Annotated in this window: 16 protein-coding genes; 7 read left to right on the forward strand and 9 right to left on the reverse strand. The window is 64.3% G+C overall.

Annotated features, from left to right (window positions below; genetic code table 11):
- Positions 1-177 precede the first annotated feature (177 nt).
- The 4 genes from ACY34H_RS19960 to tyrS are packed head-to-tail and all read right to left on the reverse strand — an operon-like array spanning position 178 to position 3239.
- On the reverse strand, positions 178-831 hold the full coding sequence (locus ACY34H_RS19960) for a histidine phosphatase family protein (protein ID WP_464979210.1): 654 nt from the start codon (positions 829-831) through the stop codon (positions 178-180).
- On the reverse strand, positions 828-1472 hold the full coding sequence (locus ACY34H_RS19965; protein ID WP_464979211.1) for a YbhB/YbcL family Raf kinase inhibitor-like protein: 645 nt from the start codon (positions 1470-1472) through the stop codon (positions 828-830). Before ACY34H_RS19965 ends, ACY34H_RS19960 begins: the two co-directional genes overlap by 4 nt.
- A gap of 22 nt (positions 1473-1494) precedes the next feature.
- Positions 1495-1944 (reverse strand): D-aminoacyl-tRNA deacylase, encoded by a 450-nt coding sequence (dtd, locus tag ACY34H_RS19970; protein ID WP_464979212.1) that lies wholly within the window; start codon positions 1942-1944, stop codon positions 1495-1497.
- Positions 1941-3239, reverse strand: a complete 1299-nt coding sequence (tyrS, locus tag ACY34H_RS19975) for a tyrosine--tRNA ligase (RefSeq protein ID WP_464979213.1) — start codon at positions 3237-3239, stop codon at positions 1941-1943. The genes dtd and tyrS overlap by 4 nt, the downstream gene beginning before the upstream one ends.
- Positions 3240-3394: 155 nt before the next feature.
- On the opposite strand from tyrS, the gene ACY34H_RS19980 reads away from it, so the two are divergent.
- Positions 3395-4780, forward strand: a complete 1386-nt coding sequence (locus tag ACY34H_RS19980; RefSeq protein ID WP_464979214.1) for a peptidoglycan DD-metalloendopeptidase family protein — start codon at positions 3395-3397, stop codon at positions 4778-4780.
- A gap of 183 nt (positions 4781-4963) precedes the next feature.
- The gene (locus ACY34H_RS19985) at positions 4964-6061 is read left to right on the forward strand and encodes an anhydro-N-acetylmuramic acid kinase (RefSeq protein ID WP_464979215.1); all 1098 of its coding nucleotides are present in this window, start codon (positions 4964-4966) and stop codon (positions 6059-6061) included.
- 6 nt (positions 6062-6067) lie between these two features.
- Here ACY34H_RS19985 and ACY34H_RS19990 read toward each other — a convergent pair whose 3' ends face one another.
- Positions 6068-6271 carry a DUF4287 domain-containing protein gene (locus ACY34H_RS19990; protein ID WP_464979216.1) on the reverse strand — a complete coding sequence of 68 codons (204 nt, stop codon included), beginning with the start codon at positions 6269-6271 and terminating at the stop codon, positions 6068-6070.
- A 164-nt stretch (positions 6272-6435) separates the two neighbouring features.
- Between ACY34H_RS19990 and ACY34H_RS19995 the strand changes: the two genes are divergently transcribed.
- Complete coding sequence (locus tag ACY34H_RS19995) at positions 6436-6849, forward strand: DUF2061 domain-containing protein (RefSeq protein WP_464979217.1); 414 nt, start codon at positions 6436-6438, stop codon at positions 6847-6849.
- Between the two features lie 92 nt (positions 6850-6941).
- Here the strand turns inward: ACY34H_RS19995 and erpA are convergent, their stop codons facing one another.
- The 4 genes from erpA to rplM form a co-directional block, all read right to left on the reverse strand.
- Positions 6942-7304 (reverse strand): iron-sulfur cluster insertion protein ErpA, encoded by a 363-nt coding sequence (gene erpA / locus ACY34H_RS20000; protein ID WP_137316107.1) that lies wholly within the window; start codon positions 7302-7304, stop codon positions 6942-6944.
- A gap of 119 nt (positions 7305-7423) precedes the next feature.
- Positions 7424-8461, reverse strand: a complete 1038-nt coding sequence (gene argC, locus ACY34H_RS20005; RefSeq protein WP_464979218.1) for an N-acetyl-gamma-glutamyl-phosphate reductase — start codon at positions 8459-8461, stop codon at positions 7424-7426.
- A gap of 173 nt (positions 8462-8634) precedes the next feature.
- Positions 8635-9027: a 30S ribosomal protein S9 gene (gene rpsI / locus ACY34H_RS20010; RefSeq protein WP_119811272.1), complete on the reverse strand. Its 393-nt coding sequence runs from the start codon at positions 9025-9027 to the stop codon at positions 8635-8637.
- 9 nt (positions 9028-9036) lie between these two features.
- Complete coding sequence (rplM, locus tag ACY34H_RS20015; RefSeq protein ID WP_107140762.1) at positions 9037-9465, reverse strand: 50S ribosomal protein L13; 429 nt, start codon at positions 9463-9465, stop codon at positions 9037-9039.
- 277 nt (positions 9466-9742) lie between these two features.
- Here rplM and ACY34H_RS20020 point away from each other — a divergent pair, with 277 nt between their 5' ends.
- From ACY34H_RS20020 to ACY34H_RS20035, 4 genes are all read left to right on the forward strand, one after another.
- A complete protein-coding gene (locus ACY34H_RS20020; RefSeq protein ID WP_464979219.1) occupies positions 9743-11176 on the forward strand; it encodes an alpha/beta fold hydrolase in 1434 nt (477 codons plus the stop codon).
- A 40-nt stretch (positions 11177-11216) separates the two neighbouring features.
- Entirely contained in the window at positions 11217-11933 is a 717-nt protein-coding gene (locus tag ACY34H_RS20025; RefSeq protein ID WP_464979220.1) for an ABC transporter ATP-binding protein, read from the forward strand.
- On the forward strand, positions 11930-13114 hold the full coding sequence (locus tag ACY34H_RS20030) for an ABC transporter permease (protein WP_464979221.1): 1185 nt from the start codon (positions 11930-11932) through the stop codon (positions 13112-13114). The genes ACY34H_RS20025 and ACY34H_RS20030 overlap by 4 nt, the downstream gene beginning before the upstream one ends.
- 110 nt (positions 13115-13224) lie before the next feature.
- Positions 13225-13647, forward strand: coding sequence for an OsmC family protein (locus ACY34H_RS20035; protein ID WP_464979222.1), 423 nt, complete (start codon positions 13225-13227; stop codon positions 13645-13647).
- Positions 13648-13665: the final 18 nt, after the last annotated feature.

Raw genomic sequence — 13665 nt, forward strand, 5'->3', positions numbered from 1 at the left:
CCGGTGCCCTTGCTGCGTCCCTGAATGTCGATTGCTGTTTCGCTGGATACGCCGGCCTGGTGGTGCAGAACATTCATGCCCACCCTATTGGTGTTGCCTCAAAAACAGGGTCCGTCCCCATTTTTGTATTGGTGTTGCCTCAAAAACAGGGTCCGTCCCCATTTTTGCGGCAACTTTTCAGACGATGTCGTCGAGCGCCTGGGCCAGGTGGTCGACGTTGCCCCAGTGCGTAAGGGCCAGCTTGCCGTCGGCGAAGGTGAAGCGGTTGATGCTGGCGTTGCGCACCTGGAAGTCGCGCGGGCTGTCGAGTGTCATTTCGCGGGCGGCGCGGTAGGCGCATTCCAGCACGCCGCCGTGGGCCACGATGGCGATCTTCTGGCCGGGATACTGCCCGGCCCAGCGGCCGATGGCGGCGATGCAGCGCTCGTAGAAATGGCGGAAGCTTTCGGCATGGCGCTCGCCGTGCGGCATGATGGAATCCACGTGCCGCCCCTGCCATGCGGCGAAGTGATCGGGATAGCGCTCCTCGATTTCCGTATATAACAGGCCTTCGAATACGCCATAGCCGCGCTCGCGCAGTGCGCGGTCCGTGTGGAACGGCACGTGGTGATATTCAGCAACCGCCTCGGCGGTGTGCATCGCGCGCTGCAGGTCGGAAGCCACGATGGCCGCCAGTGGCTCGGCGGCCAGTGCCCGCGCCAGCGCGGCGGCCTGGCGCCGGCCGGCGTCGTTCAGGCCGATGTCCAGGTGGCCCTGCAAGCGGCGCACGGCATTCCATGCCGTTTCGCCATGGCGTATCAGCAGCAGCTCGGTGCTTGTGTCTTCCCTCATGCGCGCTTCAGGGTGGGGTTGAACAACGAATAGGTGCCGATGATCTGTGCTTCGTCGAGGATATGGCCGTGCAGCGCGGCGAGCGCCTGCTGGGCCGTGAAATCGCCTTCCACGGGCAGTTGCGGCACGTCGATCGCATACAGGCGGAAGATGTAATGGTGCACCCGCTCGTCGTTCCACGGCGGGCATGGGCCGTCGTAGCCGAAGTAGCTGCCGTTCATGTCCGGATCGCTGGCAAACCAGCCGGTGTAGTCGTTCAGGCCGTGGCGCAGGCGGTTGCCGCCGTTGGCAATGACGGGGCCGGGTTTGCCGCGCGGCGTGACGCCTGCCGCGTGCGACCCGGCAGGCAGGCTGGACAGCGAGGGCGAAATGTCCACCAGCGCCCAGTGATAGAAGTCGCCGCGCGGCAGCTCCAGCGGCAGCGTCCTGCCTTCCTGGTTGACGTCCGTGCCGACCGTCGGCGCGTCGCCGTCGATGCACAGCAGCACCAGCGATGCCGTGCCGGGCGGAATATCGTCCCACGCCAGGTGCGGGTTACGGTTGCCTGCCAGGCGCACGTGCGTTTCCGGATCAGGCTCGGCAAACGCGAATTCGGCGGGAATCGCGGCGCCATTCTTGAATGAATCGCTCCACAGTTTCATGAATCGTCCTTTGGGTTCGTTATTATTTACTTGGACCTGTCTGGAGCCAAAAGGTTACCGGACCATCGTTGGTCAAGGTCACTTTCATGTCGGCACCGAACTGCCCGGTCGCCACGATGCCATGGCGGGCCCGGGCCTGCCGCACGAAATGATCGAACAGGCGCCGGCCGTCTTCCGGCGCGGCGGCCGGCGAGAACGACGGGCGGGTGCCGGAACGGGTATCCGCGGCCAGCGTGAACTGGGGCACCAGCAGCAGGCCGCCGGCCACGTCGGTGACGCTGCGGTTCATCTTGCCGGCATCGTCGGAAAACACGCGGTAGGCCAGCAGCTTGGCCAGCAGCGCGTCCGCTTCCTTCTCGGTGTCGCCCTTCTCGGCGCAGACCAGCACCATCAGCCCGCCATCGATGGCACCGACGACGGCGCCATCGACGACGACCTGCGCCGCCGTCACGCGCTGCAACAGGCCGATCATGCCGACAGGACGATGCGGGCGAACTTGCGCTTGCCGACCTGCAGCACGAACGTGCCGGCTTCGGCCTTCAGGGCCTTGTCGCTGACGACTGTGCCGTCGATGCGCACGCCGCCCTGGTCGATCATGCGCATCGCCTCGGAGGTCGATGCACACAGCCCGGTTTGCTTGAGCAGCTGCGCCACGCCCAGCGGCGCGCCGCTGACGGCGATCTCGGCGATATCGTCCGGAATGCCGCCTTTCGAACGGTTGACGAAGTCGGCCAGCGCATCCTCGGCCGCCTGGCGGGAGTGGAAGCGCTCGACGATTTCCTGGGCGATCGCCACTTTCGCGTCGCGCGGGTTGGCGCCGCCTTCGATGGCCTTCTTCAGCGCCGCCACATCATCGAGCGAGCGCCACGACAGCAGTTCGTAGTAACGCCACATCATCGTGTCCGAGATGCTCATCACTTTCGCGAACATCGTGTTGGCCGGCTCGGTGATGCCGATGTAGTTGTTTTTCGACTTCGACATCTTGTCGACGCCGTCGAGACCTTCCAGCAGCGGCATCGTCAGGATGCACTGCGGCTCCTGGCCCCAGTCCTTCTGCAGTTCGCGGCCGACCAGCAGGTTGAACTTCTGGTCGGTGCCGCCCAGCTCGAGGTCGCTCTTAAGCGCCACCGAATCGTAGCCCTGCATCAGCGGGTACAGGAACTCGTGGACCGAGATCGGTGTCCCATTCTTGAAGCGTTTCGCGAAATCGTCGCGTTCCATCATGCGCGCCACGGTATAGCGCGACGCCAGCTGGATCATGCCGCGCGCGCCGAGCTGGTCGCACCATTCGGAGTTGTAGCGGATTTCCGTCTTCGCCGGATCGAGCACCAGCGAAGCCTGCTTGAAGTAGGTCTGGGCGTTCTGTTCGATCTGTTCGCGGGTCAGCGGCGGCCGCGTGGCATTGCGGCCCGACGGATCGCCGATCATCGACGTGAAGTCGCCGATGAGGAAGATCACCTGATGGCCCAGGTTCTGCAGCTGGCGCATCTTGTTCAGCACCACTGTATGGCCCAGGTGCAGGTCGGGCGCCGTGGGGTCCAGGCCCAGCTTGATGCGCAGCGGCACGCCGCTCGCTTCGGAACGCGCAAGTTTCTGAGCGAATTCACTTTCGATCAGCAGTTCGTCCACTCCCCTCTTGGCGATGGCGAGCGCTTCTTGTACGGTGTCACTGAGAGGCAATGCCGGCGTGGAAGCGGAAGTAGCGGAAGTAGCGGGAGTAGAAACAGCGGCTGCTGGAGCGCCTGGCGCCGGGGAATTTGTATCCATGTATCCGAAAATTTTCTCAAAATGTTGGCGTAGCGCAGGAGTTTGTTATAATGCCCGATCCCGTCAATCTTGCCCAACGAAAACTAAATAAATCAACAAGTTAGAACAAAAAAGCAAAAATTCAACAGTTCAAGCGGCAAATTTTAACTGATTGCATGAACCCTATACATAAGTTCACAAGCTCGCGCTTGTACCATCTGCTAGGTTCGACCCGCAAGGCCCGCATCGTCAGCGCGTCCGCAGTGGCCCTCGCCTTGTGCGCCTTCGGCGCCGCCGGCGTGGCTCCGCTTGCTCCGGATGCCAGCGATCTGCCGGTTAAAACGATCTCGCAAGATCTTGCCTCCCCGAACCTCGCCTCCCAGATCACCGCCCTCGACGAACAGGACGGCACGCAGAAATACGTGCGCGAAGAGCGCATCCGCGCCGGCGACACGCTGGCGACGCTGCTGCACCGCCTGGGCATCGACGACGATGCCGCGGAAACCTTCATCAAGAAGGACAAGACCGCCAAGGGCATCATGCAGCTGCGCAGCGGCAAGCGCGTGCTGGCGCAAACGGACGACAACGGCCAGCTGCTGTGGCTGCGCGCCAGCGTCGTCGATGGCCAGGATGTCCCCGTCAAGAATATTTCCGTCATCCGCAAGGGCGATGCGTTCGTGGCTGAAGCAGCCCCGGCCAAGCTGGAGCGCCGTGTCGAGATGCATGCGCGCGAGATCAAGACCACGCTGTTCGCAGCCACCGACTCCGATGCGGACGGTGCGCGCCTGCCGGATTCGGTCGTGCGCCAGATCCTGGAAATGTTCTCGACCAATATCGATTTCCGCTCCGATGTGAAGCGCGGCGACCGGTTCAACGTGGTGTACGAAACGTTCTGGCAGGATGGCGAATTCGTCAAGGCGGGCCGTATCCTGGCCGGCGAGTTCACGAACCGCGGCGTCACGTATCAGTCCGTGTGGTTCGACGATCCGTCCACCAAGGGCGGCGGCGGTTACTACAGCCTGGACGGCAAGTCGCTGAAGAAGGCGTTCCTGAAGTCGCCGCTGGAATTCACCCGTATTTCTTCCGGCTTCTCGATGCGCGTGCATCCGATTTCCGGCAACTGGAAGGCGCACAAGGGTATCGACTTCGCAGCGCCGACCGGCACGCCGATCCGCGCCGCCGGCGACGGTGTCGTCGACTTCGCCGGCAAGCAGGGCGGCTACGGCAACGTGGTCGTGCTGAAGCACTGGAACAACTACAGCACCGCCTACGCACACATGAGCCGCTTCGCTTCCGGCCTGAAGAAGGGCCAGAAAGTCAGCCAGGGCGACCTGATCGGCTATGTGGGCTCGACCGGCTGGTCGACCGGCGCGCACTTGCACTATGAGTTCCGCGTGGGCGGCCAATCCAAGGATCCGACCAAGCTGAACGTGATTGCCCAGGCACCGCTGACGGCAGCCGAGATGGCGCGGTTCAAGATGGTGTCGAATGAAATCGCCCACCGCTTTGCGCTGCTGCGTCCGCAAGGCGCAAACCCCACCGATACGCTGGCGCAGAAATAAGCCCCACGCGACAAGCACCGGCTATCCGGTTGAAAGACGGCGCCCCGAGAGGCGCCGTTTTTCATTCCTCCCTCACTGTGAAACCAGTGTACGCGCGTGCCGCGACCGCGACCGTTAGCTGGCTAACACTGATGCACATCAGGCACAATGCCGCCATCTTCACTTCACTTCCGCGGATACACGATGAGCTTGTTCATAGGGTTAATGTCGGGCACCAGCCTCGACGGTGTCGACGGCGTGCTGGTCGACTTCTGGGCCGGTGCCGCCCGCACGATGGCCACGCACCACGTACCCTATCCACCGGCGCTGCTGGACGAACTGCGTGCACTGCAGGCCGCCGGTCACAACGAGCTGGAGCGTGAAGCGCTGGCCGGCAACGGCATTGCGCGCATGTATGCACAATGCGTGGCGGCGCTGCTCGAACAGTCCGGCATGCAGGCGGCGGACGTGCGCGCGATCGGCGCCCACGGCCAGACCGTCCGTCACCGCCCCGAGCTCGGGTATACGCGGCAGACCATCAACGGCGCCCTGCTGGCAGAGCTGACCGGCATCGATGCGATCGTGGACTTTCGCTCGCGCGACGTGGCGGCCGGCGGCCAGGGAGCACCGCTGGTGCCGGCCGCGCACCACGCGCTGTTCGGCGAGCCGGGCAAGACGCGCGCGCTGGCCAATATCGGCGGCATCGGTAATATCAGCGTGCTGCAGGCAAGCGGCCACGTCACCGGCTTCGATACCGGCCCGGGCAATGTGCTGATCGACGAGTGGACGCGCCTCCACCTGGGCAAGCCGTACGATGCGGACGGCGCCTGGGCCGCCTCCGGCCACGCATTGCCGCACTTGCTGGCCGTGCTGCTGTCGGAACCTTATTTCACGCTGCCGCCGCCAAAAAGCACGGGGCGCGACCTGTTCCACCTGGACTGGCTGCGCACGCGCCTGGCCGGCTTTGCCGGCGCAGCACCGGCCGACGTGGCGGCAACGCTGACACGGCTGACGGCGGTCTCGGTCGCGCACGCCATCCACACCCATGCGCCGGACACGGATGCGCTGTACGTCTGCGGCGGCGGTGCCTTCAATGGCACGCTGCTGCGCATGCTGGCGGAAGAGCTGGGCGAGCGCGTCAATGTGCAGACCAGCGCGGCACTGGGGGCCGATCCCTCCCACGTTGAAGCCCTGTGCTGGGCCTGGCTGGCATGGCGCTTCGACGATCGCAAGCCGGGCAACCTGCCTTCGGTGACCGGCGCGCGTGGCGAACGCGTGCTGGGCACCCTGTATCCGCGCTGAACCCTGCTACCGCTGTGCGAGATGAAAGGCCACGAGCGCGTTGGCATGCCCATGGCCGAGCCCATGCTCGCTCTTCAGCCAGTTGACCAGTTCCATGTGTATGCGGCTCCCCTGCAGGCCCAGCAGGGTGAACCAGTGCGCGACCGGATGGCCGTACCTGGCTTCGATCGAAGGGAAATAGGACGCGGGGCCTTTGACTTGATCGGACATGTCATCTCCTAGTGGTGGGTTCCCTGTAACGACGTTCGAGCGCCGCTATGATCGACAGGAGCGTCATTGTAAAAATCAATCGCACTGGTGAACACAATCAATTTTGATATTTGAACGAGAATCGTTATCATCTGTCTCAACAGTTATCCAATGCAGAGGCAGCCATGATCGTCGCAGCGAAAAAACTCAGCCAGGTCACCACCCACATGGCCATCGCGTTCACCCTGATGTACCTGATGACAGGATCGGTGGCGTTCGGCGGCCTCGCTGCGATTCTCGAGCCGGTCATCAATGTGGCGTTCCTGCCGATGCACGAAGGCTTCTGGCGCCGCATCAGGGCACGCTCCGCCTATAACGCAACCGCGCTGCTGGCGGCCGAAAAGCTGAGCCAGACGCTGTTCCACATGGCGGTGGCGTTCGGCGTGATGTTCTGGGCCACCGGCTCGATGGCTTTCGGCGGCGTTGCCGCCGTGCTGGAGCCGATCCTGAACGTGATCGCGCTGCCATACCACGACCGGCTGTGGGACCGCCTGGAAGAGCGCCTGGCCGCCAATGCGCGGCTCGCCGCGGCCGCCTGATTCCAAGACGAGGCTCGGGGCCTCTTCCGCTTTCCTGGACGAAAAAAAAGGCGGTCAGCTCGCGCTGACCGCCTTTTTTGCTCGAGCGAAACTTACACCGAGAACGAGGAACCGCAGCCGCAGGTCGACTGGGCGTTCGGGTTCTTGATCACGAACTGGGCGCCTTCGAGGTCGTCCTTGTAGTCGATTTCGGCGCCGATGAGGTACTGGTAGCTCATCGAGTCGATCAGCAGCTGGACGCCGTTCTTGACCATCGTGGTGTCGTCTTCGTTGACGATTTCATCGAACGTGAAACCGTACTGGAAACCCGAGCAACCGCCACCCTGCACGAATACGCGCAGTTTCAGGTCGGGATTGCCTTCTTCTTCGATCAGCTGGGCCACTTTATCGGCCGCGCTGTCGGAAAAGACGATCGGTGCCGGGATCACTTCTTGCGCTTCGGCTACTGCATTCATTGGAAACTCCCACTAAAAATCGTTGCGTCCATTATAGACCTTTGCGCGACGCCCTGCTCCGGCCCGCCCCATTTCTCCAGGGATATGAGGCGAAGATGCACCACTTCAATGGCGAAAGTTCAAGGCAGCAGCGCGATCGTGTCCAGGCCCAGGCTTTCGTCGAGGCCGAACATCAGGTTCATGCACTGCACGGCCTGGCCGGAAGCGCCCTTCACCAGGTTGTCCTGCACCACGAGCACGATCACGGTGTTGCCGTTGTCCGGCCGGTGCACCGCCAGGCGCAGCATGTTCGAACCCTTGGTGGTGCGGGTTTCCGGGTGCGAGCCGAACGGCATCACGTCGATGAATTTCTCGCCGGCATAGGCGTCCTCGAACAGCTTTTGCAGTTCCTCGTTGCTGATGTCCCTGGTCAGCTTGCCGTACAGCGTGGAGTGCATGCCGCGGATCATCGGCACCAGGTGCGGCGTAAACACCAGCGATACCTTGTCGCCGGTCAGCCGCTGCAGCTGGGCGGTGGTTTCCGGGGTGTGGCGGTGACCGGCCACGCCGTAGGCCTTGAAATTGTCGCTCGACTCGGAGAACAGGATGCCGATCTCGGCCTTGCGGCCGGCACCGGACACGCCCGACTTGCAGTCGGCGATCAGGTTGCCCGCATCGATCGCGCCGGCCTTCAGCAGCGGCGCGAAACCGATCTGCATGGTGTTCGGGTAGCAACCCGGGTTGGCGATCAGGCTCGCGCCCTTGATCTCTTCACGGTTCAGCTCGACGAGACCGTACACGGCCTGCTCCAGCAGTTCCGGCGCCGTATGGTCGATCTTGTAGGTCTTCTCGAACACGGCGCGGTCCTTGATGCGGAAATCCGCCGCCAGGTCGATCACCTTGACACCCTTGGCCAGCAGTTCCGGCGCCTGCGCCATCGCCACACCGTGCGGGGTGGCAAAGAACACGACGTCGCATTGCGTCAGGTCCGCCTTGTCCGGCGCGGAAAACGCCAGGTTCACGCGGCCGCGCAGCGACGGGTACATGTCGGCCACCGGCAGGCCATCTTCCTTGCGCGACGTGATTGCCGTCAGCTGCACTTCGGGATGGACTGCCAACAATCGCAGCAGTTCCACGCCGGTGTAGCCGGTGCCGCCGACGATGCCAACTTTGATCATGTTCTTGTTCCTTGCAAAAGATGAATGAGTGAGAGCGAATTTTATCAGCCTACGGTGACAGGCGTCTTACCCCTGCCGAAATGCAAAAAAGCCGCTGGAGACCAGCGGCTTCTTCTGTTGCCAGCCCGGCGAACCGGGCGGCGGCAGGACAGGAAACGCGAATCGGAAACCGATTAACGCTTCGAGAACTGCTTAGCGCGACGTGCTTTACGCAGGCCGACTTTCTTACGCTCGACTTCACGGGCGTCACGGGTAACGAAGCCGGCACGTGCCAGATCGCCCTTCAGTGCTGCGTCGTAGTCGATCAGTGCGCGGGTGATACCGTGGCGCACTGCACCTGCCTGGCCGGACTCGCCGCCGCCATGCACGTTGACCTTGATGTCGAAACGCTCGACGTTGCCGGTCAGTTCCAGCGGCTGACGGATCACCATCAGGCCGGTTTCGCGGGAGAAGTACTCGGAAGCAGGCTTGCCGTTCACGATGATCTGGCCGGTGCCGACCTTGATGAACACGCGAGCCACTGCACTCTTGCGACGGCCGGTGCCGTAGTTGTAGTTACCGATCATGTCAGTTCCTTAGAATTCGAGTGCTTTGGGTTGCTGGGCAGCGTGCGGGTGCGAACCTTCGGCGTACACTTTCAGCTTCTTGATCATTGCGTAGCCCAGCGGGCCCTTCGGCAGCATGCCCTTGACGGCCTTTTCCAGGGCACGGCCCGGGAAGCGCTGTTGCATTTTCAGGAAGTTCGTTTCGTAGATACCACCCGGGTAGCCGGAGTGACGGTAGTACGTCTTCTCGGTGGCTTTGGTGCCGGTCACGCGCAGTTTGCCTGCATTGATGACGACGATGAAGTCGCCGGTGTCGACGTGAGGGGTAAATTCTGGCTTGTGCTTGCCGCGCAGTCGGCGTGCCACTTCGCTGGCAACACGGCCGAGGACTTTGTCCGTCGCGTCAATCACGAACCAGTCGCGCTGGACTTCATGGCCCTTAGCGGAAAAAGTTTTCATGTTTGACTTCCTAATGAAGAAATAAATAAACGCTCAAAACGGTGGTTCCGCGCCAAGGTGCAAACACCTCGATTCAACGGACGCATCCTTCTTATGACTTTTCCTGAGCGAACGGAAAGCTGGCGATTATAGCGTGCCGCGCGCCGCCGGGTCAACCCGCCAGGCAAGGAACTTCCCCGCCCCCGGCACCCGGACCGCCGCCCGGCGTGCCCTCGGTTGCTCATCCGGCAATTCCCGCGCTAGTATTGCCCACCGATATTGTCGAGAGGGCTTTGCAGTGAGATTCTCCCTGGTCACCACCCTGCTGCTGGCCGCGCAGCTGGCGCTGCCGCAGGCGCATGCCGCGACCACGCCCCAGGCCGGCCGCACCTGCCACCTGCCCGGCGTGGAAGAAGCGCTGCGCTGCCTCACCGTGCAGGTGCCGCTCGACTACGGCAAGCCGGGCAAGACGATCACGGTGCATGCCACGGTTGCCCCGGCCTTCCGCGAAGCGGCACGGCGCGACCCGCTGTTCGTGCTGGCCGGCGGCCCCGGCCAGGCCGGCAGCGATATCCTGCCACTCGTGCATGCCGCGTTCCGCCGCGTGCGCGCCACCCGCGATATCGTGCTGATCGACCAGCGCGGCACCGGCCTGTCGGGCAAGCTCGATTGCAAGTCGCCGCCCGAGATCGACACGATGACGGAAGAACAGCTCGACGCGGATGCCCGGCGCTGCATCGAATCGCTGGGCGCGCCCTACGGCAGCTACACGACGGATGCGGCAGCCCGCGACATCGAACGCGTGCGCCTGGCGCTGGGTTACCCGCAGGTCAACTTGTGGGGCGGCTCGTACGGCACCCGCCTCGCGCAGCATTACGCTCGCCTGTTCCCGTCGAACGTGCGCGCCATGGTGCTCGACGGCGTGGCCGCCCCGGACCAGGTGATTCCCGCCGGCGGCCGCGATGCCCAGGCCGCGCTGGAGACCACCTTCCGCCAGTGCGAAAAGGATGCGGCCTGCGCACGCGCCTTCCCCGCGCTGCGCGCCGAATTCGCCGCGCTGGCGGAGCGCCTGGCGAAGGCCCCGGCCAGGATCGAGATGGCCGATCCGCGCACGGCCGCGCTGCGTCCCGTCACCATCAGCCTGCGCCGCTTCACCGCCACCGTGCACCGCGTGCTGTACTCGCAGGCGGATGCGCACACGCTGCCGTTCCTGATCCATAGCGCCCATGGCGGCCGCTGGGAGCCGTTCATCGCCCAGAGCAATCGCGACAGCGATTTTTCCACCGACGGCGCGATGGCCGGCCCGCTGTATCTCGCCGTGGTGTGCGCCGAGGATTTCCCGCGCCTGACGCCGCAACTGGTGGCCGATGACACGCGCGGCTCCTTCCTCGGCGCGCCGCAGGTCACGCAACTGGCCACGCTGTGCCCGGTCGTCAACGTGAAGCCGGTCGCGTATGCGGCGCCGGGGCGCATCGACGCGCCGGCGCTGCTGCTGTCCGGCGCCCAGGACCCGGTCACGCCGCCGCGCCGCGCGGAAGCGGCGGCGAAGCTGATGTCGGCGGCCCAGCACCTGGTGGTGAAGAACGGCGGCCACATCGTTTCTCCCCTGGGCTGCGTGCCGCGGCTGATGCGCGAATTCCTCGATGCGCCGCACCAGCGCGTGGCCGCGCGCTGCCTGGACGAGATTCCCGCGCCCACGTTCCAGCTGAACAGCGCCGGCCCGCAACCCTGAACGGATCAATGGCAGACAAGCGATGATAGAAGTCCACGATGTGACGAAACATTTCGGCAAGGTGCAGGCGCTGTCCGGCGCCACGTTTACGGCGCGCGACGGCCAGGTGACCGCGCTGCTGGGCCCGAACGGTGCCGGCAAGACCACGCTGCTGCGCCTGCTGGTCGGCCTGCTGCGGCGCGACAGCGGCACGATCCTGATCGACGGCATCGATCCCGGCACCGATCCGCTGGCCGCGCGCCGCAATATCGGCTTCCTGACCGACCAGTTCGGGCTGTATGAAAAACTCTCCACCCGCGAGTACCTGCGCTACTTCGGCGAACTGAACGGCATGGACCGCCGCGTCATCGAGCAGCGCATCGACGAGGTGACGGCCCTGCTGTCGCTGGAAGATATCCTGGAGCGCCGGTCGAAAGGCTTTTCGCAGGGCCAGCGCATCAAGGTGGCGCTGGCGCGCACACTGCTGCACCGCCCGCGCAACCTGCTGCTCGACGAGCCCAGCCGCGGCCTCGACGTGATGAGCACCCGCGCGCTGCGCCGCGCCCTGGACGCGCTGCGGGCCGACGGCTGCTGCGTGATCATGGCCACGCACGTGATGCAGGAAGTGACCAACTCCTGCGACGACGTGATCGTGATCGCGCGCGGCGCCACGGTGGCGCAGGGCACCCCGCAATCGCTGTGCGAACGCACCGGCATCGCCAGCCTGGAAGATGCGTTCGTGAAGCTGGTCGGCACCGACGAAGGGATTACCGCATGAGGCCATTGTTCTTCGTCGTCTTCGTGAAGGAACTGCGCGAAACGCTGCGCGACCGTCGCGCGCTGTCGCTGCTGCTGCTGTTCGTGCTGTTGTATCCGGTGGTAGTGGGCGGCATCCTGTACCAGCAGATCAATCGCGCCACGGCATCGGACAAGGAAGGCATCGAGCTGACCGTGATCGGCGCCAGGCAGGCGCCGACGCTGATGACGCAGCTCCGGCAAAAGAACGTCAACATCACCGAAGCAGAGCCGATGGCGGAGGAACAGATCACCGCCCTGCTGCGCGCACAAAAGACGGCCGCCGTGCTGCGGCTGTCGCCCGCCTACGCCAGCGATTACCGCGACATGCGTCCGGCGCGCCTCGAACTGTGGCACGACTCGGCCTCCGATAATTACCGCAAGGTGCGCGACATCGAGGATGTGCTGCGCGCCTACGGCAACACGATCGCCGGCGCCCGGCTGCTGGCGCACGGGGTCTCGCCGGCCACGCTGTTTCCGGTGCAGGTGCAGCGCTACGACACGGGCACCAGTGCTTCGCGCTCGGCCGCGGTGATCGGCACCATGCTCGGCATGTTCTTCATTCCGGCATTCTTCTTCGCGCTCAGCCCCGCCGTCGACAGTACCGCCGGCGAGCGCGAACGCCGTTCGATGGAAGTGCTGCTGGCGCAGCCGGCACGCACGATCGACCTGGTGGCCGGCAAGTGGCTTGCCGCGTCCGCCGTGGCGCTGGCCGGACTCACGCTGGAACTGTGCGTGGCGCACGGCATCCTGAAATGGCTGCCGCTCGAGGAGATCGGCATGTCGTGGCGGCTGTCATGGAGCGACCTGGCGCTGGTATGCCTGGTTTCGCTGTCGCTGCCGCTGCTCGCCGCCGCGCTGGAAATCGCGCTGGCGATCAACGCGAAGACGTTCAAGGAAGCGCAGACCACGGCCAGCTTCGCCATGATAGTGCCGATGATCCCGGTGATCGTGGTACCGATGCTGGACCTGGCGACGCAGCTGTGGATGTACATGGTGCCGCTGCTGTCGCACCAGACGCTGCTGCGCGAGCTGGCCAAGGGGCAGGCCGTGGGCCCGCTGCCGTTCCTGCTGACGTTCGGCAGCAGCCTGCTGCTCGCGCTGCTGTGCATCGGGTTCACCACATGGCGGATGCGCAGCGAGCGCTACCTGATGGGCGTTTGAATGGACGTATGAATGGACCTGTGAGGCGGCCCGGTGCCTCTCCGGCAGCCGGCGCCGGGCTGCTTTACAATGCCCTGCACGTTTATTGTCAGGATTACTCGGAGATCGAAATGGAAGTCAAAGTCAGCTGGAACGGCCCGTCGGGCATGAGTTTTCGCGCCCAGACGGGGTCGGGCCACATGGTCGTGATGGATGGCGCGCCGGAAGGCGGCGGCCACAATCTGGCGCCGCGGCCGATGGAAATGGTATTGCTGGGCACCGGCGGCTGCACGGCCTACGATGTGGTGCTGATCCTGAAACGCGGCCGGGCCGACGTGCGGGGCTGCGATGTGACGCTGCAGGCCGAGCGCGCCGATACCGATCCGAAGATCTTCACAAAGATCAATTTCCACTTCGTCGTCACCGGCAAGGACCTGAAGCCGGAAGCGGTGGAACGCGCCGTCAACCTGTCGCACGACAAATACTGCTCGGCCAGCATCATGCTGGCCAAGACGGCCGAGATCACGCACTCCTTCGAGATCGTCGAAGCGTAATCCCCCCGTAGCTGCCGC

The organism is Pseudoduganella sp. jia 9, from assembly GCF_055502615.1.

What these genes read in the sequence shown, in the direction of transcription:
- ACY34H_RS19960 (WP_464979210.1), bottom strand. Translation starts at nt 831, where the DNA reads ATGAGGGAAGACACAAGCACCGAGCTGCTGCTGATACGCCATGGCGAA.
- ACY34H_RS19965 (WP_464979211.1), bottom strand. Translation starts at nt 1,472, where the DNA reads ATGAAACTGTGGAGCGATTCATTCAAGAATGGCGCCGCGATTCCCGCC.
- dtd (WP_464979212.1), bottom strand. Translation starts at nt 1,944, where the DNA reads ATGATCGGCCTGTTGCAGCGCGTGACGGCGGCGCAGGTCGTCGTCGAT.
- tyrS (WP_464979213.1), bottom strand. Translation starts at nt 3,239, where the DNA reads ATGGATACAAATTCCCCGGCGCCAGGCGCTCCAGCAGCCGCTGTTTCT.
- ACY34H_RS19980 (WP_464979214.1), top strand. Translation starts at nt 3,395, where the DNA reads ATGAACCCTATACATAAGTTCACAAGCTCGCGCTTGTACCATCTGCTA.
- ACY34H_RS19985 (WP_464979215.1), top strand. Translation starts at nt 4,964, where the DNA reads ATGAGCTTGTTCATAGGGTTAATGTCGGGCACCAGCCTCGACGGTGTC.
- ACY34H_RS19990 (WP_464979216.1), bottom strand. Translation starts at nt 6,271, where the DNA reads ATGTCCGATCAAGTCAAAGGCCCCGCGTCCTATTTCCCTTCGATCGAA.
- ACY34H_RS19995 (WP_464979217.1), top strand. Translation starts at nt 6,436, where the DNA reads ATGATCGTCGCAGCGAAAAAACTCAGCCAGGTCACCACCCACATGGCC.
- erpA (WP_137316107.1), bottom strand. Translation starts at nt 7,304, where the DNA reads ATGAATGCAGTAGCCGAAGCGCAAGAAGTGATCCCGGCACCGATCGTC.
- argC (WP_464979218.1), bottom strand. Translation starts at nt 8,461, where the DNA reads ATGATCAAAGTTGGCATCGTCGGCGGCACCGGCTACACCGGCGTGGAA.
- rpsI (WP_119811272.1), bottom strand. Translation starts at nt 9,027, where the DNA reads ATGATCGGTAACTACAACTACGGCACCGGCCGTCGCAAGAGTGCAGTG.
- rplM (WP_107140762.1), bottom strand. Translation starts at nt 9,465, where the DNA reads ATGAAAACTTTTTCCGCTAAGGGCCATGAAGTCCAGCGCGACTGGTTC.
- ACY34H_RS20030 (WP_464979221.1), top strand. Translation starts at nt 11,930, where the DNA reads ATGAGGCCATTGTTCTTCGTCGTCTTCGTGAAGGAACTGCGCGAAACG.
- ACY34H_RS20035 (WP_464979222.1), top strand. Translation starts at nt 13,225, where the DNA reads ATGGAAGTCAAAGTCAGCTGGAACGGCCCGTCGGGCATGAGTTTTCGC.